The 26,509-nt window shown below is 40.6% G+C and carries 22 protein-coding genes; 3 read left to right on the top strand and 19 right to left on the bottom strand.

Features of this window, described 5'->3' with window-relative positions:
• The 11 genes from RT761_RS10825 to RT761_RS10775 form a co-directional block, all read right to left on the bottom strand.
• A complete protein-coding gene (locus tag RT761_RS10825) occupies positions 1-945 on the bottom strand; it encodes a 4Fe-4S dicluster domain-containing protein (protein WP_218111438.1) in 945 nt (314 codons plus the stop codon).
• Complete coding sequence (locus RT761_RS10820) at positions 938-1,375, bottom strand: hydrogenase iron-sulfur subunit (protein ID WP_218111437.1); 438 nt, start codon at positions 1,373-1,375, stop codon at positions 938-940. The genes RT761_RS10825 and RT761_RS10820 overlap by 8 nt, the downstream gene beginning before the upstream one ends.
• Entirely contained in the window at positions 1,372-5,871 is a 4,500-nt protein-coding gene (locus tag RT761_RS10815) for an FAD-dependent oxidoreductase (protein WP_218111436.1), read from the bottom strand. Before RT761_RS10815 ends, RT761_RS10820 begins: the two co-directional genes overlap by 4 nt.
• A complete protein-coding gene (locus tag RT761_RS10810) occupies positions 5,858-6,358 on the bottom strand; it encodes a 4Fe-4S dicluster domain-containing protein (RefSeq protein WP_218111435.1) in 501 nt (166 codons plus the stop codon). Before RT761_RS10810 ends, RT761_RS10815 begins: the two co-directional genes overlap by 14 nt.
• Entirely contained in the window at positions 6,355-7,281 is a 927-nt protein-coding gene (locus RT761_RS10805; RefSeq protein ID WP_218111434.1) for a methylenetetrahydrofolate reductase, read from the bottom strand. The genes RT761_RS10810 and RT761_RS10805 overlap by 4 nt, the downstream gene beginning before the upstream one ends.
• A complete protein-coding gene (locus RT761_RS10800; RefSeq protein ID WP_218111433.1) occupies positions 7,278-7,928 on the bottom strand; it encodes a methylenetetrahydrofolate reductase C-terminal domain-containing protein in 651 nt (216 codons plus the stop codon). Before RT761_RS10800 ends, RT761_RS10805 begins: the two co-directional genes overlap by 4 nt.
• A complete protein-coding gene (locus RT761_RS10795) occupies positions 7,925-8,308 on the bottom strand; it encodes a hydrogenase iron-sulfur subunit (RefSeq protein ID WP_218111432.1) in 384 nt (127 codons plus the stop codon). Before RT761_RS10795 ends, RT761_RS10800 begins: the two co-directional genes overlap by 4 nt.
• Positions 8,309-8,368: 60 nt before the next feature.
• A complete protein-coding gene (locus RT761_RS10790; protein ID WP_218111431.1) occupies positions 8,369-9,823 on the bottom strand; it encodes an ATP-binding protein in 1,455 nt (484 codons plus the stop codon).
• A 65-nt stretch (positions 9,824-9,888) separates the two neighbouring features.
• Entirely contained in the window at positions 9,889-10,929 is a 1,041-nt protein-coding gene (locus RT761_RS10785) for an FAD-dependent oxidoreductase (protein WP_218111430.1), read from the bottom strand.
• Complete coding sequence (locus tag RT761_RS10780) at positions 10,929-12,623, bottom strand: formate--tetrahydrofolate ligase (protein ID WP_218111429.1); 1,695 nt, start codon at positions 12,621-12,623, stop codon at positions 10,929-10,931. The genes RT761_RS10785 and RT761_RS10780 overlap by 1 nt, the downstream gene beginning before the upstream one ends.
• Positions 12,624-12,731: 108 nt before the next feature.
• Positions 12,732-13,373, bottom strand: coding sequence for a corrinoid protein (locus RT761_RS10775; RefSeq protein ID WP_218111428.1), 642 nt, complete (start codon positions 13,371-13,373; stop codon positions 12,732-12,734).
• 151 nt (positions 13,374-13,524) lie between these two features.
• On the opposite strand from RT761_RS10775, the gene RT761_RS10770 reads away from it, so the two are divergent.
• Entirely contained in the window at positions 13,525-14,301 is a 777-nt protein-coding gene (locus tag RT761_RS10770) for a formate/nitrite transporter family protein (protein WP_218111427.1), read from the top strand.
• Between the two features lie 126 nt (positions 14,302-14,427).
• Here RT761_RS10770 and RT761_RS10765 read toward each other — a convergent pair whose 3' ends face one another.
• The 4 genes from RT761_RS10765 to RT761_RS10750 form a co-directional block, all read right to left on the bottom strand.
• Positions 14,428-14,646: a NifU family protein gene (locus tag RT761_RS10765; protein WP_218111426.1), complete on the bottom strand. Its 219-nt coding sequence runs from the start codon at positions 14,644-14,646 to the stop codon at positions 14,428-14,430.
• 76 nt (positions 14,647-14,722) lie between these two features.
• Entirely contained in the window at positions 14,723-15,979 is a 1,257-nt protein-coding gene (locus RT761_RS10760) for a serine hydroxymethyltransferase (protein WP_218111425.1), read from the bottom strand.
• An 11-nt stretch (positions 15,980-15,990) separates the two neighbouring features.
• Positions 15,991-16,506, bottom strand: coding sequence for a 3-isopropylmalate dehydratase small subunit (locus tag RT761_RS10755; protein ID WP_218111424.1), 516 nt, complete (start codon positions 16,504-16,506; stop codon positions 15,991-15,993).
• A gap of 5 nt (positions 16,507-16,511) precedes the next feature.
• Positions 16,512-17,768 carry a 3-isopropylmalate dehydratase large subunit gene (locus tag RT761_RS10750; protein ID WP_218111423.1) on the bottom strand — a complete coding sequence of 419 codons (1,257 nt, stop codon included), beginning with the start codon at positions 17,766-17,768 and terminating at the stop codon, positions 16,512-16,514.
• Between the two features lie 215 nt (positions 17,769-17,983).
• On the opposite strand from RT761_RS10750, the gene nadE reads away from it, so the two are divergent.
• Complete coding sequence (nadE, locus tag RT761_RS10745) at positions 17,984-18,742, top strand: NAD(+) synthase (RefSeq protein WP_218111422.1); 759 nt, start codon at positions 17,984-17,986, stop codon at positions 18,740-18,742.
• A gap of 35 nt (positions 18,743-18,777) precedes the next feature.
• Here nadE and polX read toward each other — a convergent pair whose 3' ends face one another.
• Entirely contained in the window at positions 18,778-20,517 is a 1,740-nt protein-coding gene (gene polX, locus RT761_RS10740) for a DNA polymerase/3'-5' exonuclease PolX (protein WP_218111421.1), read from the bottom strand.
• Between the two features lie 457 nt (positions 20,518-20,974).
• On the opposite strand from polX, the gene RT761_RS10735 reads away from it, so the two are divergent.
• Positions 20,975-23,131, top strand: a complete 2,157-nt coding sequence (locus RT761_RS10735) for a lytic transglycosylase domain-containing protein (RefSeq protein ID WP_218111420.1) — start codon at positions 20,975-20,977, stop codon at positions 23,129-23,131.
• On the opposite strand, the gene RT761_RS10730 is transcribed toward RT761_RS10735, so the two are convergent.
• Genes RT761_RS10730 through RT761_RS10720 form a run of 3 tightly spaced genes read right to left on the bottom strand, consistent with a single transcriptional unit; the run spans position 23,106 to position 26,255 of the window.
• Complete coding sequence (locus RT761_RS10730; protein ID WP_218111419.1) at positions 23,106-24,182, bottom strand: aldose 1-epimerase family protein; 1,077 nt, start codon at positions 24,180-24,182, stop codon at positions 23,106-23,108. The genes RT761_RS10735 and RT761_RS10730 overlap by 26 nt on opposite strands.
• A 2-nt stretch (positions 24,183-24,184) precedes the next feature.
• Positions 24,185-25,492, bottom strand: coding sequence for a cell division protein FtsZ (gene ftsZ / locus RT761_RS10725; protein WP_218111418.1), 1,308 nt, complete (start codon positions 25,490-25,492; stop codon positions 24,185-24,187).
• Positions 25,437-26,255 carry a ParA family protein gene (locus RT761_RS10720; protein WP_218111417.1) on the bottom strand — a complete coding sequence of 273 codons (819 nt, stop codon included), beginning with the start codon at positions 26,253-26,255 and terminating at the stop codon, positions 25,437-25,439. The genes ftsZ and RT761_RS10720 overlap by 56 nt, the downstream gene beginning before the upstream one ends.
• Between the last annotated feature and the right edge of the window lie 254 nt (positions 26,256-26,509).

Here is a 26,509-nt window from a genome sequence, read left to right as displayed (position 1 = left end):
TCACTTTATAAAGTCTCCGGGATCATTTTCCCGATAAGTGAGCAAAGGAGCAGCGCTCTCTTGATCGGTTCCGGCTTCAAATTGAAATTGTTCACGAATGATCGCCTCAACTTTAAGTGGAAGCTGGGCAATTGGAATGGAAACCGGACAGGCTCTTTCACAGGCACCACATTCAACGCAACGTCCAGCCATATGCATGGTCCGAACTAAATGGAAAAGGAAATTATCTGAAGGAGTTGCAGCCGGACTCACCCATTGGGGTTGAGTGCTCTCGGCAAAACATTCCTGACAATAACAAAGAGGACAAGAGTTTCGACAGGCATAACAACGAATGCATTTCGTCATTTCCTTCGACCACCGATCCCACCGTTCTTCTGGAGAAAGGTCATCGATTGGATCTAAGTAATCTTTTTGATAGGTCTGATAGGGACTGGTAGTTTGGGGTTCACCAATCAGCTGGTCATATTCAAGAGGATTGGGGTATCGACAACGAAGACAGGTTTCCTCAAGAAGCAGTCCCGGGTCAATTTGCTCACCATGAAAGAACCAACCGGTTTCTTTCCATTGGAAATCATCTGGTGAAGCTTGAGGAAATTGCTTTTGAAGCTTTTCATGATTGACTAAACCCGGACAGGATAATCCAATCAAGTAAAGTCGATCTCTTTTGATTTGATCCTCTTTTAAGAGGACCTGAACAGCCCGGGAATCACAACCTTTGACCATCAAAGCGATTTTATGCTGGGTATTTTTATAATATTTTAAATAACGGGCTAAGTTATTTCCACAAAAAGGATTCCAAACCAAGGCATCAGCCTGGTCTTCTTGTTTTATAACGATAGGTTCGGTTCGAAAGGGATAGTGAGTAGACCCATAACCAATTATCAAATCAACCGTTTTATCTCGGAGTAGTTTTTTTGCTATATCTATGAGGATGCTTTCAAACATTGGTTGAAAACTCCTTTACTAATTTTCGAGAGGGTCCGAGTGGCTTGACAGCATTGACAACCTCGGTAACCACCTCGGAGAATTTTTGTCCTTCAGAAGCTGAAACCCAGGAAAAATGGATGCGATCAGCTTCGATTCCCGCCCAGACCAGCAGTTCCTTAAGGATGTAAAACTTACGTCGGGCATAGTAATTACCACTGATGTAATGACAATCACCAGGATGACAGCCGGAAACCAGAACTCCATCGGCTCCTTCCCGAAGGGCTTTAAAAATATAGAGAGGATTGATTGCTCCGGAACAGGGAACACGAATCACCCGAATATTGGGAGGATATTGCATTCGGCTCACCCCGGCTAAATCGGCTCCAGCATAGCTACACCAATGACAAAGAAAAGCAACAATTTTTGGTTCCCAAGATGATTCGGTCATAATAAGTATTCCACCTCAGATATGAGCTGTTCAGGGGCAAACCCCTGAACTTTGATAGCGGTGCTCTTGCAGGTTGCACTACATAAACCACACCCCTTGCAAAGAGCAGCATTAACCTCGGCTATCTTCTTTTCTTGATTAATCTTTACTGCCTTATAGGCACATACTTTCTCACAATCGCCACAAGCGGTACAGCGTTCTTTCAATACATAGGCAATTTGAGCTTCTGATTGAATTTGATCTTTGCTTAAAATATTCATCGCTCGGGCTACACAAGCTTTAGCTTGCAGCATACTTTCCAAAGCAGATTTTGGGCCATGGGCTAAACCACAGACATACACACCATCAGTAGCAAAATCAACCGGTCGCAGCTTAACATGGGCTTCCAAGAAAAATCCATCTTCATTTAGAGGTACCTTCAACATCTTACCGATGGCAACGTTTGTTTCAAGAGGAACAATCCCGGCACTGAGCACGACCATACCGGCTGGTAATGTTACACTTTCCTGAAACACTGAACTATTGACTTTAACCTGGAGAAGAGAATCTTTTTGAAAAACCTCAGGGGGGTCGTCATCCTCAAAGCGAATAAAAACCACACCTCGTTTTCGCGCTTCTCGGTAGTATTTTTCCTGAAGACCGTAACTTCTCATGTCTCGATAGAGAATATACACTTCGGTGTCCTGACTCTTTTCTTTAATGGTCAGAGCATTTTTAATCGCGGTGCCACAACATATTTTGCTGCACCAGGGATGCTCGTCGTTCCGAGAACCGACGCACTGGATCATCACCACTGAAGTGACTGGAGAAAAATCATCCTGATCAAGTTGCTTCTCTAACTCGGTTTGAGTAAGAACCCGTTGATCTTTTTGATAAAGAAATTCTTGAGGTTGATATTGATGAGCACCGGTAGCAACTATAACTCCTCCGTGCTTCACCGGGATTTCAATATCAGCCTGCAAAATAGTGCTTTCAAAATTACCCACGAATCCATTGACCTCTTTTACTTGGGCATTGAGGTAAACTTCAATATTGGGATGATTGGTGATCTGGTCTTTCATTGAATTCAAAAGGTCAGTGAGATGAGTTCCTTCAATGTTCATTTTATTCTGGAAACCACATACATTTCCACCTAGTTTTGTTTCCTTTTCCACCAAGAAAACTTTTAATCCCTGATGGGCGGCTTCCAGAGCGGCGGTCATTCCACTCAAGCCTCCTCCGAGAACCAATAGAGATTTTTCTAAGGGGAGAAGCATGGGAGTGAGTGGTTCCAAAAGCGTTGCTTTGGCAACCGCCATAGAAACCAAATCCCGCGATTTATCGGTAGCATCATCAGGAGTTTGTTGGTGAACCCAGGAACATTGGTCTCGAATATTGGCCATTTCAAAGAGATAAGGATTAAGTCCGGCTTCTTTGAGCGTTTCTCTGAAGAGCGGTTCATGGGTTCGTGGTGAGCAGGAAGCCACGATAATCCGGTTGAGGCTGAGTTCCAAAATCATTTCTTTAATCCGCTCTTGGGTATCCTGGGAACAGGTATAGAGATTTTCCTCGGCATAGACGACACCGGGGAGGCTTTTTGCCCATTCAACCACTTTCGGAACTTCCACCACTCCACCGATATTGATTCCACAGCGGCAGATGAAAACTCCGATTCGAAGCGGCTCGTTGGAAACGTCTCGTTGCTGGGGATAGGCTTTTTCTTTTACCTGGGTAAATCGGGCGGAATGAAGAAATCCGGCAACATCACAACTGGCAGCACTGGCTTCCATTACTGTATCAGGAATATCTTTCGGACCAGCTAAGGTGCCGCAAACCCAAACTCCTTGGCGAGTGGTTTGGATGGGATTGGTGGGATCAGTAGAAAGAAAGCCTTCTGAACTTATCGAAAGTCCTAATTTTTCCAATTGAGCCAATTTTTCCGGTTCAACTTGAAGTCCAACCGAGAGAATCAAAAGCTCAAAATTTTCTTTCTGGAAGTTCCCCAGGTTGTCAACAAAGGCAACTTCGAGGTCGCCGTTATCTAATTCCTTGACCCGATCAACCTTCCCTCGAATGAACCGAATCCCTTCCCGTTTCGCTCTCTGATAATATTTTTCAAAATCTTTTCCATAGGCTCGCATATCGATCATAAACACTGTGGCCGAAAATTCTTCTGAGGAATTTGCCATGACCAGGTTTTGGTTGGCAGTCTCCTCGCCATTGGACAAGTCGGTTCCGCAACTGCAGCCAGCTTCAACTGGTTGCTCTTCATGATGTTCTATAGCCAGATGCTCTTTGGCAACCAAAGCTTCTTTAATAGCATACATACAACAAACCGAGGAACAGTAGGATTTTCCTCTTTCTGGATCCCTTGAGCCAATACATTGAACAAATGCGATTTTTTTAGGAGTTTTTCGATCTGATGGACGTTGGACTTTGCCCGAGAATGGTCCGGAAGCGTTGAGTATTCTTTCAAAATCCAGGCTGGTGATAACATTGGGAAACTTCCGATAACCAAGTTCCCGATACTTCTCGGTGGGATTAAAGGTTTCAGCTCCTGCAGAAAAAATGATGGCACCAACCTCAATCTTTTCCCTGGTGTCTTTCATGGTGTGGTCAATTGCATTCCGTTGACAGGCAAAAACACATTGCATACATTCGGAACAACCCCCACAAGAAAGACAACGGGCGGCTTCTTCGAGAACTTCCTTTTCAGTATATCCTAACTCCACTTCACGAAAATCGTTGATTCTTTCCGAAACTGGTGCTTTTGCCATGTGAGTATGGTTTTTACGAATGGTGTTCCAAGGAATGCTAAGAGGTGCTGGACGGCGGCGTTCAACTGAAAACTCCTTTCCAGTAAACTTGGCATCAATTGCTTGAGCAGCTCTTTTGCCGTGAGCGATTGATTCAACCAGCGTAGCAGGTCCCATTACCAAATCACCGCCGGCATAGACGCCTTGACGGGATGTTTCCAGTTTTTCATTGGTTTTTATGGTTCCTCTTCGAGTTTTTTCCAGGCCCTCGTCGGGAATGTCGACTTCCTGACCGATAGCCAATATGAAGAGATCGGCAGCCACTTCATATCCTGATCCGGGAATAACTTCTGGTCTTCTTCGTCCTGATTCATCCGGAGAACAGAGCCTCATAACAAAGGTTTCCATATATAGAGAACCATCCCGTTCGGTAAAAGCACGGGGACTGGCACAATAGACAAATTCAATTCCTTCTTCCTGGGCATCTTCGATTTCTTCGTTTCGAGCTGGCATTTCTTCCCGGGAACGACGATAGTAAATGGATACTTTTTTGGCACCACGCCGCAGAGCGGTTCGGGCACAGTCGATGGCAACATTTCCTCCTCCAACAATAACCACTTCTTGAGCTTTAGGAAGTTCTTTACCGCTATTGGCTTTATCTAAATAAAAAAGGCCATCCATGATTCGGGGATGATTTTCTCCATTGACTCCAACTTTCATCCCCTTCCAAGCTCCACAGGCCAAATAGACCGCTTGAAAATTTTGCTCAAATAAATGATCAAGGGTAAAATCACTACCCCACTTTTTTCCGTAATGAATTGAAACTCCCAGGGATAGAATGGTTTCGATGTCTCGAGAGACGACATCACGGGGGAGCCGATAGGCTGGTATTCCGTAGACCATCATCCCACCCGGTTGGTCTTTGGCCTCGAAGATTTCGACTGAATATCCTTTCAACGCAAGAAAATAAGCACAACTTAATCCGCTGGGTCCAGCACCAATAATCGCCACTTTTTGAGGTTTTGGTTCTTCCCGTTCCGGCAATGCTTTCATTTGATGAGCAGTTTCATAATCGGATAAAAATCTTTTAATCGACGGTATTCCCAAAGGCTCATCCAGCACGCCACGCTGACACTTTTCCATACAGGGATGATGGCAGGCTCTTCCGCAAATTGCCGGGAAGGGATTGTCCAATCGTACAGTTCGAAGAGCATCTTCATAACGTTGACTTTTCACCAGGGCGATATATCCCTGGGCTTTTTGCTCTAATGGACAGGCAGCCTGACAATTGGCCGTTCCTTTTTTCTCAATGGTAAAAGCATTGGGAAAAGCTTGAGGAAACGGTCGGAAAGTAGCTTTTCGAGTATTGAGAAAATTTTCATATTCATTGGGTCGATCAACTGGACAGACTCCAACACAATCGCTACAACCGGTGCATTTAGATTCATCAATATATCTAGCTTTTTTCCGAACAGTTACGGTAAATTGTCCTGGTTGCCCTTCAATCTCTTCAACTTCGGAATAGGATAAAATGTCGATGTTGAGATGACGACCACATTCTACCAATTTGGGAGACAGAATACACATCGCACAGTCGTTGGTCGGAAAGGTTTTATCGAGCCGAGCCATGAGGCCTCCGATGGTGGGTGACGATTCAACTAAATAAACATGAAAACCGGAGTTAGCCAAATCAAGAGATGACTGGATTCCGGCGATTCCTCCTCCCACTACCATGACCCGACCGATTTTATTCATGGTCATGATTATTATTCTCCTTTACCCAGGCCAATTTTTTGATTTCATTTTCATAGAATTTTTCAAAGTCATTAACCGAGTGAATATTCTTCTCTTCCCAGAGGTGGGAAATTAAATCACGACGGAGCTTTTGGGTTTGTCGGTCAACATCTTCAATCATTTTTATCCAATGAGAATCAACATATTCTTCTTCCACTGCCATACGTCGGAGAACTTTTAGAAGATTGGTAAATTCAACATCCTGCGGGCAGTGAGCAGTGCAGGTATAACAACCGATACACATCCAAATTGCCTTTGAGGCTAAAACTCCCTCACGATCTCCTACTAAGATCTGATGAATAATTCGACGAGGGTTAAAACCACTCTCCACTTCACTTACCGGACATCCGGCGGTACACACTCCACAGGCAAAACATGCCATCAAGCCCTCTCCACCGGGTCGTGACGCAACTTGATATTTGAATTGAGGATCGAATTTTTTTTCAGCCTTCATGATGAAGTGATCTCTCCTTTTGCCGGTCGGGGTAATAGACCAGACCGTTGTACGATTTCCGGAACTATACTTTCCCAAGCAATGGCCATAATGTGAACCCCGGATACACCTTCGATTTTTGCAACTTTTTGGATGGTTTCGATACAAACCTCAACTCCTTCAGCTTTTTGATCAGTGGCTGCTTCCATTCTCTCAATTAAGCTGTCGGGAATGACAACACCCGGTACCTCGTTTTTCATATAACGTAACGCTTTCGCTGATTTTACCGGTATAACTCCGGCTAAAATAAATGATTTTTTATGAAGTCCTAAGCGACACACTTCTTCCATCCATCGGGTGAAAATTTCCACATCGAAAATTGCCTGAGTTTGAATAAATTCGGCTCCGGCAGCAATCTTTTTCGCCAAGCGAAGAGCACGAAACTCGAGAGGATCAGCATATGGGCTTTCACCCGCACCTAAAAAAATATTCATTTCCCCTTTCACTTCTTCTCCATTCTGGAATATTTTTTGATCTCTTATATTTTTAAAGATTTGCAAGAGTTGAATTGAGTCAATATCGTAGACGTTTTTTGATTGGGGGTGATTCCCCATGCTCTGATGGTCACCGGTAAGACAAAGAAGATTGGAAATTCCTAAAGCGCAAGCTCCGAGGAAATCGCTCTGCAGAGCAATACGATTTCGGTCTCGAGTGACCATTTGCATAACCGGTTCGATTCCCTGCTCCTGGGCAACCAAACTACTGGCAAAGCTTGACATACGAACGATAGCCGTCTGATTATCAGTGATGTTGACTGCATCAACAAAACCTTTGAGCAAATTGCATTTTTTTCGTATTACCTGAGGATCGGATCCTTTGGGAGGTCCCACTTCAGCAGTAACAGCGAAATGACCACTTTGCAATACTTGCTTGAGCCAGCTCATAACAGCATATCCTCCCGGGTCATTTTACGATGTCCACCATAGCGGGATGTTGACCAGTCTTTCGGAGGCTGGATCGTTAACAACCAATCCAAACGGTTGAGTTTCTTTAGGCGATCATAAATCAACTGCCAAGCACAATCACGATCAGGTTTCACTTCACATTTTCCATCTTTTGAGCCACCACAAGGGCCGTTTAAGAGACTTTTAGCACAGCGGGTTATCGGGCATGTTCCTCCAAAAAGATGAATGATACAGTCTCCACACCCCCAGCAACGTTCTTCCCAATTTCCTTGTTTTACCGGCATTCCCATGAAGGTCGTATTTAATCCAGGATAGATGCTTTTTCCAGAATCGAGCTCATATAGAGCTTGAACGCCAACACCACAAGCCAGAGAAATAACGGCGTCAACCGATTGAATGCGTTCCCGCAAAGGATTGATAAACTCTAGTTCGCATTGTCGTTCAACAGTTAAACTGTCAGCTTCATATCCTTTGATTCTCAATAAAGAGGCTAATTCTTTTGCTTCTTTATCACCTCCGGTGAGGCAGACGGTTACACAAGTTCCGCATCCTAAGACTAAGACTTTTTTAGAATCATCAAGCATAGCAAGGATTTCTGGTATTGGTTTTCTTTCACCAACGATCATGGTTTAAGCTCCTCTTGGGCTGGAGTACCCGAGATTAAATCCAAAGTCCTTTTTATTTCAGATATTTTTTCAGCAGTTACAAAACTGATCACAACTCTTTTGCTAATATCAGCTTCTTCTAATAGATGATTGATTCTATTCACTCTTCTTTGAGCAAAGCGACTTCCATCTTGGTGAAAGCAGCTATCAATGGGACAGCCCACCAAGAGAACCCGGTCGCAATCTCCTTCTAAGGCCTCAAGAATATCACTTTCTTTTACACTCCCAAGACAGGGTACTTTTAAAATGCTAGTAAGTTCATGATCGGTCGTATTTTCGGTGGTATATTTTATCATCGCTGGATAACCACTTTTATCACAAGCGATTACCAATATTTTCAATATCCATCACTCCAAAACAAAAATATTTAAAAAATAGCAACGAGTGATTACGAATTCATTTTAAATCTTCCCGGTATTTTCACTAACACCCATGACCTCAAGTCTTCTTGAGTTGTGTTGGTCTTTTCCCATTTCAAGACCGTATAGAGTTATAGCACCAGCTGGGCAAGACGTTGAACATAAACCACAGAGATGGCATTGTTCCCAATTGATTCTGGCTTTTTTTCTTTTCGACGTTCCTTCAATGTCAATAGCACTCCAAGGGCAGGTTCGAAGGCAGGTCAAACAGAGAACACACTTTTCCTCGTCAACCATGGCCCGATTCCTCTCGGCGGTTACTCCCCGTTGGAAATAGTCAATTACTTCCTGTATAGCATAGTGAGTATCAATTGTTAATTTATTATCAGGAAGCTGATACCAACCTTCCAGAGGTAAACTATAGAGAGGTAGGTTAATATTATTCAATGGCGATAAAGATGGAATCAAACGATCACCGGAGAATATTTTGGTGAAGTCATAAGGAATGAATTTTTTTCCAGGCACCTTGATTAGCCAATCACTTAAAATTTTCTGCGAGATCCCATCTCGTTCGGTAACAAAGCGAACCCAACTTCCTCTCATGTCCAAAGATGGTTGAAGTATCAAACGAGAAAAGTCAATTTTTTCAATAAGAACACCTGATTTTCGGCTTTCAAGGTATTTCCTTTCCAAACCATCACCGGCAACAACGGCTTCCCTGCAGAGAATGAATACTTGAGCTTGGTCTCTTTGAACCAAGAGCTGAGAGATGTCATAAAGTGTTGACCAGGTTTCAGCTGAGACCATAACTTCTGGAATCAGAAAAACCGCGGTTTGTTTTCGAAAATTTCTCATGGGAACTTTATTTTTAAAATCTTCGAGGAAAAAGACCTTACGAGTATCATCCACTTCATTGGGAATTGGGTAGGAAAAAACCGGTTGAAATTCGGGAACAACCACTACCCCTCCAACTATTGTTGCTCCTGTTTGTGACTCAATACAATATTGAATTCCCTGACGCTCGATAGCAAAAGGAAATATGGGTTGGAAAATTTCAAGACCGACTTTTTGAAATTCTTCGAGAATGCTATCGTCAATTGGATTCTTCCCTAAGACAGCAATCTTCTTAATTAAATGAAGGTTGATTGCTTCAACCGGTTGTTCAGCTTCAGGAGCGAGTATGACCTGGTGAAGGTAAGAATTCCATTGATTTATTTTTTCATCATCCATTGACTGAGGAAGATGTTCTTCTGGATAAGAAAAAACTCGCAAAGGATCAATGTTTGCTGCAGCACAAATCCGAGCTATATTTTCTCGATGTAGGAGAAGGCTTTTTCCAGTAAATATGAACCGATCGTAATCCAATGGAAGATTATTCCCAAGTTCAGCCGAAGAAAGCGAATGAACCCGAACCGGGAAATGAGTATCAATTTGATCTATCCAAGGCTTCATCCAAGACCGGGTATCGCCAAGAGAGACGATAAGAACAGTCTTCAAGTTATTATCCCCCTTATCAGATTTGTCATCAGACGACAAATATTCGAATATTTTAACATCTTTTTTTAGGATTTAACCTGTTGCAATTCCTGGTGAACAGAAAGAATTCGCCGCCCAACTCTTTTTCCATCGGAAATGGCTGTTTCAATATCCTTTGCTCCCGATGCGGTTCCACATACATAGATATTCTCCTGACTAGTGGTTCCATCCCCGTAATCTTTTATAAAACCAGAATCGTCGATATTTAGCCGAAGAATATCAGCTGCTTGTTTAGTTCCCGGGCTAGGGATCATGCCAACCGATAAGATGACCGCATCATATTCAATTCGAGTGACCCTTTGGTCATCCTCAAACATGAGAATCGGTTTTCCATTTGGTGAATCCACTCGATAAGGCATATGGCGAATGAGCTTTACCCTTTTCTCTGAGATTTCAGCAAGTAATTCTTTCTTTCCGCCCAGAAGTTGGAGGTCCATATAATACATATCAATCTGTAGATGGGGATACTGAAAAGCTAAATCTTCAGCAATCCTAAGAGCATACCGGCAACATACCCGAGAACAATACCCTCTTTTTTCTTTAAAATTTCTTGATCCTACACACTGGATGAAGGCGATCTTTTGATAGGTATTAAATGCATTAACCCCTTCTGAATTTAAATTTCTTTCAATTTCAATTCCCGTGTAAATATGAGAAAAAGTGCCATATCCGTATTGAGGAACTTGGCAGGCATCAAAAGGTTGAATTCCAGTTGCGACCAATATCGAATGAGCAGTTATCGATCGGCCGTTTTTGAAAGAAAGTTGATAATCCCCATTTTCTTTAGTCATCGAAGATAGTTGTTGATCAAGGATAAGATCAAAGGGGTATGACGAGAAACCTTCCAGGTCCCGTCGCAATTGTATTCCATGACATACACCACAATATAAGCACATATCAGTGGCTTTGCAACCCAGTTGCCAAGCTAACCCCCCTATTTGCTTTTCCGATTCGATTACTACTCCTTTTAATGAGGAACTCAAAAACCGAGCAGCAGATAAACCAGCGACACCGGCACCCAGGATTGCGATATCATAAATGGGAACAGAAGAGATAAATCGGTTCATTAGAAAAGTCCCACCACATTCCCGTCTTCATCGAAATCGACTGCATTTCCTGCCGGTTTAGAGGGAAGACCAGGCATGGTTCTCATCTCACCACAAAGTGGGTAAAGGAAACCAGCACCAATTGAAGGTCGAATATCGCGAATTGGTAATTTGTAATCTCTTGGACGACCTAGTAGTTTGGGGTCATGGGAAAGAGAAAGATGAGTTTTTGCCATGCAAATAGGGAGAGTATCCCATCCCATTTCGGTGAACAGTTTGATTTTTTTCTCAGCAACACTTTCGTAAACCACTCCGTCTGCTCCATAAATTTTGGTCGCGATGGCGTGGATTTTATCTTTGATTGGAGCATCAAGAGGATAGAGGAATTGAAAATCTCCTCCATTGTCGCACGCCCGAGCAACTGCTTGAGCTAGATCCTTTCCTCCTTCTCCACCTTTAGCCCATACTTCGGAAATCACTGCATCGAAGGCACCATTTTCTATGGATATTTTTCTGACCGCTTCAATTTCTTTTGGAGTATCGGAGGTAAAGGCGTTAATAGCAACGACTACTGGTATTCCAAAGTAGCGGGCATTTTCGATCTGTTTAATTAAATTTTCTGAGCCTTGGGTAATAGCTTCAATATCTTCTTGAGCTAAACCAGGATCCAGTGGTTTTCCTGGTACGACTTTATATTTTCCACTGTGCATTTTTAATGCTCGAATGGAACACACCATTACCACGCAATTGGGTTTGAGCCCACTATATCGACATTTAATATCCATGAACTTTTCCATTCCACAATCAGCTCCGAAACCACTCTCGGTTACAACGTAGTCGGTTAGACGAAGAGCGATTTGGTCAGCGAGAATAGAACTGTTGCCATGAGCGATGTTGGCAAATGGACCAGCGTGAACCAGACATGGAGTATTTTCTAAGGTTTGGAGAAGATTGGGTTTAATGGCATCTTTCATTAAAACTGCCATCGAACCAGCACATTTCAAATCTTCCGCAGTTACCGGTTGTTTCTTTTTGTTATAACCAATAACAATTCGTCCTAATCGCTTTCGAATATCCGATAAATCGGTCGTCAGAGCTAAAATTGCCATGACCTCGGAAGCAACCGAGATATCGAAACCGGATTCTCGAGGAACTCCATTTTCTTTCCCGCCTAAACCAAGGACAATTTTTCGAAGTGCTCGATCGCTTACATCAACAACTCGAGGCCAGCTTATTGTAAATGGGTTAATATTCAATTCATTGCCGTGATGAAGATGATTATCAATAAAAGCGGCAAGAAGATTATGAGCTAAAGATACGGCATGAGTATCCCCGGTTAAATGGAGATTAAAATCCTCCATGGGAATAACCTGGGAGTACCCACCGCCAGCTGCTCCACCCTTAATTCCAAATACTGGACCAAGAGAAGGTTGACGAATACAGACGATGCTCTTTTTGCCAATGGCATTTAAACCCATGGCTAATCCTATGGTGGTAACTGTCTTTCCTTCTCCTAACGGAGTTGGTGTGATAGCCGTTACATCAATATACTTTCCTAAGGGTCGATCGTGAAACTTGTCCAAGACATCGAGTGATACTTTTGCTTTATATTTTCCATAGAGTTCATAATCATCATCGCTTAAACCAATTAAGCTGGCAACTTCTGAAATTGGCTTCATATTTGAGCGCTGGGCGATTTCAAGATCGCTCATCATAACTGTAATCCCCCTTTTAGTGAAAATTAATAAAGTATTTGAATTATTTATTAAATAAGATAATTAATTAATTCAAGATTAAAAAAAAGGGTGGAATTCCACCCTTTTTTACGCAATACCTAATAGTTCTTTTGCTTTGTCTACGGCTGATGCGGCATCTGGTGAATAACCATCAGCACCGACCTCATCTGTAAACTTCTGAGTAACTGGAGCTCCTCCAATTAATACTTTTACATTATTTCTTACTCCAGCATCCTGGAAAGCCTTAATGTTTTCTTTGATTTGGACCATGGTGGTGGTTAACAAAGCTGACATCCCGATGAGTTGTGGTTGATTATCTTTTACTGCTTGGATAAATTTTTCAGCCGGGACATCAATGCCAAGATCGATTATTTCAAAACCAGCTCCTTCCATCATCATGGCAACTAAATTTTTTCCGATATCATGAAGGTCTCCCTTTACCGTACCGATGATCATTTTTGCTACCGGTTCTACTCCACTTTCGGCTAATTTTGGTTTTAAAATCTCCATACCAGCTTTCATAGCACGGGCAGCAATTAATACCTCGGGAACATAAATTTCATTGGCTTTAAATTTAACACCAACTTCGCCCATTCCTTTGATAAGACCATCATTCAGTACTTCAGAAGGTTTAAGGCCTTCTGCTAATGCTTTGTTGGTTAGCTCGGCTACACCTTTAGCATTTCCAGCAAATAATTCTTTTGCGAGTTGTTCTAATACTTCCGCCATTAATGACCCTCCCTCGTAAGGTATTGTGCACATTTTAACAAAAACATAAATAAAAATCTATAATTTATCTTTAAAAATTTTATAACCTATTATATTATCTATTTAAGTAATTAGTTATTGTAATGATTTTTCCAAATTAGGAGGAAAAAATATGGAAACAGAGCATACGACTTTAATTCAATGGTGTAATGGAAAAACTCATAAAGGTTTTTTATCTCTTTTTTTTGCTTCGATTTTAGCTGGTGCCTATATCGGATTTGCATCACAACTTTTTACTCTGCTCACTGCATCATCGGGGCTTTCTTTCGGACTGAGCCAAATCTTAGGTGGCTTGATATTTTCGGTAGGCTTGATTTTTGTGGTATTGGGGAAAGCCGATCTCTTTACGGGGAATTGTCTGCTTTCTTATTCCTGTTATGACTCAACATCATCTTGGCTTTTAACTTTGAAAAATTGGGTGGTTGTTTATGTTGGTAATTTTCTTGGAGCTCTTCTTTTGATTGGACTTTACCATGCTTCTGGATTACTTGCTTCCGGGCAAGGAATCATAGCCGAAAGAGCCTATGCCATCGCCAGTGCTAAAATGAGTCTTGCTTTTATTCCTGCCTTAAGTCGCGGAATTCTATGTAATTGGTTAGTTTGCTTTGCCGTCTTGCTTTGTATTTATTCAGAAAATAACCTAACCAAGCTTCTGGTCATACCGGCACCAATTCTAACCTTCGTAGCGCTGGGGTATGAACATAGTGTAGCGAATATGTACTTTTTACCAGCTGGTATTGTTGCTCAAGGATACATTTCTGTAGAAAAACTCTTAAGCTGGGGGAATATTTTCCGAAATCTCTTACCAGTTACTTTAGGAAATATTATTGGAGGAATCGTCTTTGTCAGTCTTTTTTATTGGGTTATTCAGGGAAAGTCAGCAAAATAAGTAGAAAATTGCATTGAATGGTAGGTATTTTTTAATCAAATATAAATTTTGGAATGAAAAGTTGAAAAATAAAAAAAGCGTCTGGCTTGAAAATCAGACGCTTTTTTTATGAGATAATCTGATTGATTAAGCTTGAATAACTGAAACGACTTCAGGAACTTCTTCTTTTACCACACGTTCAATGCCATCTTTTAGAGTCATCATTGACATTGGACAAGAACTGCACATTCCTTTTAATCGAACCTTCACTACGCCATCAACGATATCTACTAATTCAACATCTCCACCTTCCATACGGAGATATCCTCTTACCTTTTCCAATGCTTTTTCGACTTTTTCTTTCATCGGTACAAACCTCCTCGTTTGCGAATCCTGGAATCTCTTTGCTGATTATGATCTATAAAACCATAATTTAAATTATCTATTCCGGAATTACAAGATCAGGATATAAGGGAAATTGATGACACAGTTGATTCACCTCGTGAGCAATTTTCTCGAGTGCCAATATATCGCTTTTTAATTCAAATGTTTTATGAATCAGTCCAGCAATGATCGACATTTCTCTTTCTTTCATTCCACGAGTTGTGCAAGCCGGAGTTCCAACCCGGATTCCGCTGGTGGTATTTGGTTTTTCTGGGTCAAAGGGAATAGCATTTTTATTCACCGTTATTCCAACTTGATCCAGATACTTTTCAGCTTCCTTCCCAGTTATCCCTTGATTTCGAACATCAACAAGAATGAGGTGGTTGTCAGTTCCGTCGGAAACTAAGCGAAATCCCTTTTCTTTAAGAGAAACAGCAAGTGCAATTGCGTTTTTGACTGTTTGTCTTTGATAAGTTTTAAACTCTTCGCTTTGTGCTTCTTTGAGAGCAACTGCTTTACCAGCAATAACGTGTAAAAGAGGGCCTCCCTGGGTTCCAGGAAAAATAGCTTTATCAATAATTCCGGCAAAATCTTTTCGGCAAAAAACCATTCCTCCCCGAGGTCCACGAAGGGTTTTATGAGTCGTCGTGGTTACAAAATCAGCATAAGGGATAGGATTGGGATGAACACCGGCTGCTACCAGACCTGCTATGTGAGCCATGTCCACCATCAGATAAGCGCCAATTTGTTGGCTGATTTTTCTTAACCTTTTAAAATCAATAAAACGAGGATAAGCACTGGCTCCAGCTACAATCAATTTAGGCTTATGTTCGGCAGCCAGTTTTTCCAGTTCATCATAATCAATCCTTTCGGTATCAGGATGGACGCCGTAAGGAATGAAATGATAAAGAACCCCGGAAAAATTCACCCGGCTTCCATGGGTAAGGTGCCCTCCGTGGGCAAGATTCATACCAAGTACTGTATCACCAGGCTTGAGGACTGCCATATAAACCGCCATATTTGCTTGAGAACCCGAGTGGGCTTGAACATTAACATGATCAGCTCCAAAAATATCTAAGGCTCTTTGGCGGGCAATATTTTCCACTTCATCGACATAGATACAGCCGCCGTAATACCGTTTAGCTGGATAACCCTCAGCGTATTTATTAGTGAGCACTGATCCTTGGGCATCAAGAACGGCTAAACTGGTAAAATTTTCTGAAGCAATCATTTCCAGAGTATTTCTTTGTCGATTTAGTTCTTCTTTTACCCAATGGAATATTTCTGGATCACCTTTTTTTAAACTTTCCCACATAATTTTCTCCTTTAAGATTGGTGTTTAACCGGCTCAGGAAATGATCCATGTTTTTTAAAATAAGAAACTAAACCGCCTTCGTTCAGGATTTGAATCATTACTTCCGGAAGCGGAGCAGCTTCAATGCTAATATTCTGAGTTACGTTTTTAATTTTCCCTGTTGTTAGGTTAATTTCCAATTCATCACCACTCTGAATTCGACTGGTATCACACTCTAATGCCACTAAACCGCAGTTAATGGCATTACGAAAGAAAATACGCGCTATTGACGAAGCAATAACTCCTTTTATACCACTGGCAAGCAAAGCTCTGGGCGCCTGTTCACGGGAAGAACCACAGCCAAAATTTTTCCCAGCTACAATGAAGTCTCCAACCTCTACTTTTTGTGAAAACTGAGGATCGATATCTTCCATGACGTGTTTTCCCAATTCGTTCATATCCAGTGTTTTAAATTTATATTTCCCTGAAATGATATAATCGGTGTTAATATCATCTCCAAAAACGTGAGCTTTTCCTTTGAGTATCATGTCAATCACCTCAAATATTTTCTCGGATCGGTTATTTTTCCTTCTAATGCCGAGGCAGCAACGGTAGCAGGAGAAGCCAAGTAAATGAAAGCTTTATTATTACCCATGCGTCCTTTAAAATTTCGATTGGCTGTTGAAACAACATTCCATCCATCGCCTGGAACTCCCTGATGGGTTCCAACACAAGGCCCACAACCGGGAGTTACCAGAACTCCTCCAGCTTTGACAATGGTTTCTATCCAACCTTTCTCGATCGCTTCCAAAAGAATTTCTTTTGAGGCCGGAGCAACGATAAGACGAACCTTTGGGTGGACTTTTTTATCTTGTAGTATCTTGGCAGCAATTTCAATATCTACGCTTCGACCATTGGTACAGGTTCCTAAATAGGCTTCTTGAATTATTACCTCTCCTAAGGAACCGATTGAGGTAACCGTATCAACCCGATGAGGAAGAGCAACCTGGGGAACAAGCGTTGAGCAGTCATAGGTTAATTCTTTTATATATACCGCATTCGGGTCTGGAAAAATCGGCTCAAAAGGCTTGTTTGTTCTTTGTTTAACCCAGGTTAAGGTTTTTTCATCAGGGGCAATTATGCCAGCTTTGGCTCCTAATTCAACCGCCATGTTCGAAATAGTTAATCGTTCATCTACCGAAAGTTGATCAATAATGGGACCAGCAAATTCAATAGCCTGATAAGTTGCTCCATCAGCACCTATTTGAGAAGCAAGGTAAAGAATAACGTCTTTAGAAAAAACTCCCGGAGGAAGAGTCCCGTTGAGATGAACCAAAATGGTTTCAGGAACCTTGAACCAGAGTTGGCCTGATATCATGGCTGCTGCCAACTCAGTGCTTCCTACTCCGGTTGAGAAGGCTCCGATGGCACCATAGGTACAGGTGTGTGAGTCAGCACCAATCACTAAGTCACCGGGAACCACCAAACCTTTAGCGACCATGATTTCATGACAAACTCCACATCCGATTTCAAAAAGAGTCAATCTATAATTTTCAGCAAACTTTCGCATGCTATCATGAAGCATCGATATTGCTTCCAACTGGCTTGGGGCATTATGGTCAATGATAAACACGATGCGAGATGGGTCGAATACTTTTTTTCCGCCCATTTCTTTAAAAGATTGGATTGCCAGTGGTGTGGTTCCATCTTGACCCATTGCCATATCAATTCGGGCAATAACCAAATCTCCTGCCTTAACCGGGTAGCCAACTTTCTTTTCAAAAATCTTTTCTGCAATGGTTTTTCCCATATCCATCGCTCCTTTGAGTTTTTGCCCTTCATCTTTTAATTAAAAAACCAAGTTTATTGGGTTAACCCTCAACTGCTATTATAACCTGGTCAATTAAAAGGACAAATTGATCACTGATTGGTTTATAATTACTTAATACAACATAGTAAGTTTATTCTACATGTCTAAAAATGATACAGTATCAGAGAAATAAATGTCAATGAAGGAGAAAAGGTATGAAAGATTGGTGTCAGGAAAGAGATCGAATAGTTCATTGGTTAAAGGAAACAGTCCAAAAAGCCAAGGCAAAGGGGGTGGTTCTTGGCTTGAGCGGAGGAATTGATTCTTCAGTCGCGGGAATATTATCTAAAATTGCTTTTCCAGAAAACACTCTTGGTCTCATGCTCCCCTGTTATAGCCTCCCCCAAGATCAACAGGATGCTGAATTAATCGCAGAAAAATTTTCTATTCCTTATTTAATATTTCCACTCGATGCAATATATGATTCTTTCCTGGCTTTACTTGGCAAAAGCTATTCAAAACCATTGCCCCTTCCTCTGGCAAACATGATTCCTCGAATCCGAATGATATTCCTTTATTATTTTGCGCAAAAGGAAAATTATTTGGTTTGTGGAGCAACCAACAAAAGTGAATTAACGGTCGGATATTATACCAAATATGGGGATGGAGGAGTTGATCTGATGCCTCTTGCCCATCTGACTAAAACCGAAATTTGGCAATTCGCCAATTTTTTAGAAATACCGGCATCCATAATCGAAAAGGCACCATCAGCAGGTCTATGGGAAGATCAAACTGATGAAAAGGAAATGGGTATTCGCTATGCAGTTTTAGATCAATTTATTCAATTTGGTTTAGGAAACCAGAAGGATACAGCCAAAATTCAAAATATGATAGAAAAAACCGAACACAAACGACAACTTCCACCGCGCTTGGAAAGCACTGAAGAATGGCAAAGAACAGATAATTATAGGTAATATAGCAAAAAGACTACTGAGAAGAAGGAATTCTCCTAAATTATAAGACGATCCCGTTTTTTATGAAGGGTCTGAAGGAGTTGGTCTTTATCATAAGTATTGAGAATGTCATTCTTTGTTAACCAAGCACGGCGTGCTTGAGCAACACCTAAACGCATAAGATTCAATGATAGAGTATCATGAGAGTCAGTAGAAACAACCAATTTAATTTGGTACTTTTCACTCGCTTGTCGAGCATCAATATCTTTTAAGTCTAAACGTTCTGGTTGGGCATTCATTTCAAGGGCGGTTGTTGTCTGTTGAGCGTATTTAAAAAGAAGTGCGAGATCTCCTTGAGTCGCATCACGCTTATTGATCAATCGTCCAGTGGGGTGGCTGATAATCTGGACATAAGGATTTTTGAATGCCTTTTCAAGACGTTGGTTTATTTTTTCTGTGGCTTGGCCTAGTCCGGTATGAATTCCAGCAACGACAATAGGAAGTTGAACAAGGACTTCATCTGGGAGATCGATTGTTCCATCACTTAATATGTTCGCTTCTATCCCCTCTAAAACAAATATTTCAGCATGATTATTGTTCCAATGGATAATTTCTTTTTTTCTTTGTTGGATTTGCTCGGGTGTTAAACCGGAAGCAACTGCTAATCCCTGGCTATGATCACAAATAGCGATATATTGATATCCTTTCTGTGCTGCAGCTTTTGCCATCTCTTCAATAGAAACCAATCCATCACTCCAGTCAGAATGGACATGAAGATCTCCTTGAATATCTTTTACATCGACCAAGATTGGCAGGCGTTTTTGAAGGGCAGCTTCAATTTCACCTTGATCTTCTCTCATTTCGGGTGGAATCCATTCCATACCCAAAATCTGGTAAATATCTTCTTCCTTTTCTCCTCCTCTTCTTTCCCCATCATCTATCCGATAAATCCCGTATTCGTTAATTTTATACCCTTTTTTTAACGCATATTCCCGAAGTTTGACGTTATGTTCTTTTGAACCGGTAAAATATTGAAGAGCGGCACCAAAGCTTTGGTTATCAACCACGCGAAGATCAATTTGAACTCCTTCATAAGTTAAAATACTCGATTTGGTTGTTCCATGGGCAATGATTTGTTTTACCATGGGAAGATTGATGAAAGCTTCCATCATCCGATTTGCATCAACCGTCGATGCTAAAATATCAATATCACCAATGGTTTCTTTCATGCGACGAAGGCTTCCAGCAGTACTTATTTTTTTGATTTGAGTATTTTCACGAAGAAAGATAACAACTTCTTCAGCTAAGGGAAGTGCATCACCTAAAAGCATCCTACCGGTACTTTTCTTGATAATATCGATCCCTTTTCTTATTTTTTCTTCACTTTTGATACCCAATCCAGGGAGGTTTTGAAGGAGATGCTCCTGAATGGCTTGTTCTAACTGTTCAATGTTTACGATTCCTAATTCGGAATAGATTTGTCGGACAATTTTTGGACCAACTCCAGGGATTTCAGTGAGCCGAATGAGTTCTCGAGGAATTTCTTTGGTTAATTCTTCCAGAAAATCAATTTTTCCCGTGCGTAGATATTCTTCTATCTTAGTTGATAATCCTTCGCCAATACCAGATATCTCCCGCAACTTTCCTTCTTCGGCGAGTGTTTCAACCGCTTCAGGCCAGTTTTCAATTTTTCTGGCAGCTTCCTGATAGGCCAAAACTCTAAACCGGTTTTCTCCCTTTATTTCTAAAAGAATGCCAATTTCACGAAGAATTTGAGCTACTTCAATATTTCTCATAATTTTATCCCTCAAGATAAAAACATCTTAATTATAAATTCATATCAATTTTTAAATTTAAATAAAGGTTGAATAAACCCTCATGTTATTTCATCGCACCAGATGGGGATGAAAATATCTTTCTAAATCCGTTATTGCGAAGAGGTCAACCGTTTTTTGGTTGGACGACGTGGCAATCTCATTTAGTATTTTTTTTAAAACAATGAAAGGATGGGATCCTAACGGCTTCTCAATACGAAGCCTCAGGATGACAACTGCAGTGTCAGTTGAGATCCTCACGCGGGAAAGCACCGCTCAGGATGACGTGTTACTATAGTTCCTTCCCCCTTCAATACATTTCTTTTCACTGTTTAGTAACATTTTTTAATTATTTTTTACTATTTACCAGATGCACGATGAATGAGGAACTGAAAAAAGTTAGTTTAATATATAATATCATGAACCAGGAGAAAGAAATATGAGAAACAAAATCCAAGACTTTATCGTTTTCATTGTTTTCATAAGCTTTCTATTAGGAGCAGCTGGAAATGTCTGGGGGAAAGATGACTTTCTTTCCGAGCTGATCAATGACTACCGTCAAAAAGATTACCAAAAGGTTATTAATCAAATCAATAACCACCCCGACCAAGCCAAACACTATGCAAATCAAACCGCCATTCTAAAATTACAATCGTTTATAGCTACCAATCAATTAGAACAAGCTCAGGAATTTTTGTTAAAAGAAGAAAAAAATCGTCAAATAATTCTTTCTGATCACCTTTGGTCGCTATATCTTGATGAACTTATAATACAAAAAAGAATCGACTTAGTAGAAATTGTTTACCATCACTTACAATCATTATCGACCTTGTCAATCTTGCTTCATCAATCAGCCTGGCAAATTGCTGAATTGTTTCGAGATGAAAAAAACTACAATCAATCGATCAATTATTTTATTGAATCCCTTACTAATGCTTACGATGAGTCAGAACGGCTCAATTCCCTGATGGGAATCAGCAGAGTCCTTGTAGAAAGAGGAAATCACTTGGAAGCTCTACTTCACACCAAAAAAATATATTTTTCTTATCAAACCATGACTAGCCACCAAGCACGAGACTTGATTTACCCCATTTTAAATGTTCTTAACCCAGAGGATTATTCAATGAATACAAAGTTGGATATCGCAGCTTTTTTCTTCCAGTTAGGGTGGACTTCGGATTCAATAAAATTTTTAGATCAAATCGATACTAACTCACTGCTTGATACTGAAATCCTTGAATATTGGGTATTGTGGTTAAGAATACATTTACGTCAGGAAAATTTGACAGATATACAAAATGTCTTAATGCAGAACAATATGTTAATGGATTATCCTGATGGTTGGTTTTATACTGGTGTTTACCATCAGAGGCGGGGTGAATATAGTTTAGCCAGTATTGCCTATGAAAACCTTTTAAACCAATTTCCCAATAGTGAATATGCTTTAAATACTCTCCGTAATCTTTCTTTTTGTTATCGGGTATTAGGCGATGAGAAGAACTATCTCGATATTTTAGATCGAAGAGTTGCGAAATTCCCCTATGATAGTGAACCAATATGGGAAAAATTCTGGTATCTTTATCAAAAAAAAGACTTAAACTCAGCTCAATCGGCTTTAGACTTGCTTTCAACCTATCCTGATGAAAATAGTCGTGCCCTTTTTTGGAAATATAATATCGATCAATCGGAAGAAAACATTCACTATTTAGAAGAAATAATTCAAACTAGAAGTCTCGATTATTACTTCGTTCGTGCTTGGCAGGAACTGAGTGAAATTAATTGGAACCTTCCATCGTCTCGTGAGCTTTTTCCGCCTCATGAATTCATCACCAAGATGGAGATATTTACTCAAAATCAAAAGATTCATTGGCATCGCTATCTCATTCTTAGCGACTTTTATCTTTTTACCAATGCAGAAGCTGAGCTCTTGACTCTACAGAGATTGATGCCGAGTCATCCAGAAATTTTTTTCGAACTCAGTCGGTTTTATGCTCGTAACCAAGAATATCGAAAAAGCCAGATAAATGCAATTTATTTTCAGAACCGCTATCCGGAGTTTAAGAATTTTAAAAATGTGTGGAAAAAATTATATCCGGATTACTATCATACAATAATTAAGGGTTTGAGCGAGCAGTATTCTGTTGATCCTTATCTTGTTCTTGCAATTATTAAGGCTGAAAGTGCTTTCGAAGATGATATCATATCACCGGTTGGAGCAGTTGGATTGATGCAAATCATGCCTTCTACGGCTGCCTGGATGATAGAAACTGGAATGAACCAGGTTGTCGATTTTGCTGAGTGGAAAGATGTTTTTCTTATGAATCCGGAGGTTAACCTTGAGTTAGGGATAACTTATTTTAGGTACTTATTAGATTATTTCAATCAAAAAATATGCCCGGCCATTGCCGCATACAATGCGGGACCGGGCAGACTGAATGAATGGATAAATGAAGGAAATCAGGCTAATCCTGATTCCTTCATTGAAACTATTCCTTTTCCAGAAACCAAAAACTATATTAAAAAAGTAATAAACTTCTACTTCATATATTCAATGATTTATACTGGACAATTTACAATGTCCCCATGTATTTTTTAAATTGTTCGATTTCCTTATCACCTTCAACGATACCTATTTCAAGAACCATTTTTCGCGATTCTCCAGGTTTTAAAGTTACTAAACGACCAGCTTCTCTTTCTATGGGACGTCCCTCTGGCAAACAATTACCCGGTTCAATACCGAGCACATATTCGCCTTCCCCAATCATTTTCCACTGGCTAAGGTAGGGCAAGGTTTCTTTTTTAAACTTGACATAAAAACCTAAAGCCATTTTTTCATTGTGAAGAAGTGCCGCACTATACCCATCGTGAAGAACTTTTGGAGTGTGAAAATAAACTTGCTCAAAGAAGTTCTTTTGGGGAGTACTAAAAATATTCCATTCTGAAAGTCCCTTTTCTGCTTCCGGGGTTCGGGGAACAGTTTTTTCGGCAGGAACATAAAGCTTGCTTCCCTCATCTAACAATGGATATCCAACATTAACATGGTAGAGAAGCATGAAAGGACTTTCTGCCCACCCTTCATTAACAACCTCATCCTCTACATAAATAGTTTTTTCTCCGAGACGACTCATAATTTTTCGATAAAGAACTAATTTATCTCCAAATACCGATGCTTCTCGAATTTTGCCTTGGACCCATATCTGGTAGTCATCACCCTGCCAAGCGCCATCGGCATAAACGTTTTTCGCTGGGGTATAAGAAGCTCGTCCATGCAATCCTAAATTTTGCCCGGTTTCAGGGTCATGAACCGGTGAACCAAAGTAAGTTAACCCACAGGTATTCATAAGACCGCCATGAAATCCTCTTAACCAACCTAAATCGGTAGATTCAAAATAATAGGGGGCTACTGCTTGGGTAGCAGATCTCCAGGAAACTGCTATTCCCTTATACCAGGTCCAAGCTAAATCCATTCCCCTGTCTAATAAAACCGTATAGTGAAGACCTCCTCCAGTAATAACCTGTGCAGTTCGATTTCCTCTTTCTGGTCCATCTTGTAATTCAGAAAGAATAACTCCTCCAATTTGGGAAATATCTCCAACTCGTTTTAAAATTTCTTCTCGAGTCATTTCTCGATTATAAATAAAAGCCATATCTATTCTCTCCTTTGCTTTCTAAAAAATGACAATATATCATCGGTGCGAGTTTTTTCTTCTGGTGGTGGTGTTGATGATCTTCTTTGTGACTCCCGGAGGAAGGCTGGCATATCGAGGTCATCTTCAATAACAATTCTACTATCAATATCATCTTCTTCAAAAGAAGAAACTTCTTCTTCCTCTTTTTCAAAACGAGTTGCTATAACCGTTACTGAAACTTCATTAGTCAATGTTTCATCGACTTTGTTTCCAAATAAAATATCCGACTCTATCCCAGCAGCATTTCGAACAATTTCAGTGATTTCGGTTACCTCATGAAGCGTCATATCTGGTCCACTGGTGATATTCAGGAGAATCGATCGAGCTCCCTTAATTGATATTTCCAATAAAGGACTATAGATTGCTTCTTCGGCTGCATGTTTAGCCTTTTCCCTTCCTCGGCCGTGTCCTATCCCAATTAATACCGTTCCAGCTCCGGTTAAAACGGTCCGTAAGTCGGCAAGATCTAAGTTTATATCTTGGGCTGACGATATCAAATCTGTTATCCCTTTAACCGCCTGATAAAGTATATAATCTGCTGATTTAAATGCTTCCTGAAAAGATGTATCTTTTTTGGCTACTTGCATTAGGCGATCGTTCGGTATAACAATAAGGGCATCAACGGTATTTCGAAGGGCTTCAATACCAGCTTCAGCCTGAATTTTTCTTTTATTTCCTTCGAATTGAAAAGGTTTAGTAACAACACCGACGGTTAAAGCTCCAGCCTCTTTAGCAATCTGAGCTATAACCGGGCTTGCTCCGGTGCCGGTGCCTCCTCCTAAACAGGCAGTTATAAAAACTAATTCAGAACCATTGATAAGATCAACGATTTTTTCCTTATCTTGGCGGGCAGCTTCCTCTCCAATACGAGGATTCCCACCAGTTCCTAAGCCACGAGTGGCACTAATGCCGATTTGCAACTTTTCGTTTGCCAAGGATTTTTTCAAAGATTGAATGTCAGTATTGACAGCAACCAAATCAACACCATCCAAACCCGATTCAGCCATTTGGTTTACAGCGTTATTTCCTCCCCCTCCTACTCCAATAACCTTGATAATTGCTAGCCGTTCCATGGCTTCATCTTTTTTTGGCTTTGAAGGTGCTGCTTTTTTTACAGTTTTGGGAGGATGAAGAGTTTTTTCCTCTACGGGTTTCGGTGGTGGCGTTGCACTTTCATCGACATCAAATTTTTTTGTTGTATCACGAATAAGCTCACGTTTGAAGTCTATTCTTTCGGAAAAGCCCCTTTTCAGGCTTTTCTTTTTCAAGTTCAATCACCTCTTTCGCAAGTGAAAGATAATCCTGTGATCCACTGGATTCCGGTTCATACTCGATTACCGGTACACCATGGCTCGAGGCTTCAGCAATAGTAATGTTCTTGTGGATAATAGTTTGAAAGGTTCGATCTCCAAAATATTCTTCAATCTCGTTCATGACTTCCCGGTATAAATTTGTCCTGATGTCGGCTATGGTGATTAGGACGTAGACTTCCGGGTTGTGTTTTAAACTTTCCCTCATTATATCTACGGTTTCGACAAATTCTTGTATACCGCGAAGTGCAAAATAATGAGGTTGTATAGTAACAATTACTTCTTGACATGCTTTCAAAGAATTAATAGTCAATATTCCCAACGAAGGTGGGCAATCAACTAAAATATAATCATACTGCGGTTTTGCCCGATGTATACCGGAATTTAAAAAATCTTCCCGACCTAATTTATCGATCAAGCGGTATTCCTCGCCAGCTAAATCAATATTTGAAGGAGCTATATACAGATTTGGAGTTTTGGTCGGGATAATAACATCGTTCAGTTCTAAATGAAAGGGACTCCGGACGGGTTCGAGTACATTCAAAATAGTTTTTTCAAACTCATTAGGTTCAAAACCGAGACCAAGCGTAGAGTGAGCTTGAGGGTCCATGTCGATTATAAGAACCCTTCGGGCGTGATAAGCCAACGAAGCACCTAAATTGATACATGTTGTTGTCTTGGCAACCCCACCTTTTTGATTGGCAACCGCAATAACTCTCATAATTCCCCCTTGTCGCAAGAAACAATTACAAAAATTACCATAATTCCCAAACTATGGTAGTTCGATGCGACAGGTTCAAGATTAGTTTATAAATACAAATCAAACCAGAAACAAAATAACGGTTAACATAGGAAAATTCCATTTAAACCAATAATGAACCTATTTAATCTCCTCCTTTGTTTAAATTTTCTTTCCCTATGTTAACCGTCAGAAACCAAAGCGTCAAGTATATTTTGCCCTTATCCAATTATTCC

The sequence above is a fragment of the Atribacter laminatus genome (genome assembly GCF_015775515.1).
In the GTDB taxonomy this organism is placed as follows: domain Bacteria; phylum Atribacterota; class Atribacteria; order Atribacterales; family Atribacteraceae; genus Atribacter; species Atribacter laminatus.
Note: the sequence above shows the minus strand (reverse complement) of the source record. Positions and strands in the feature narration are given on the sequence as shown.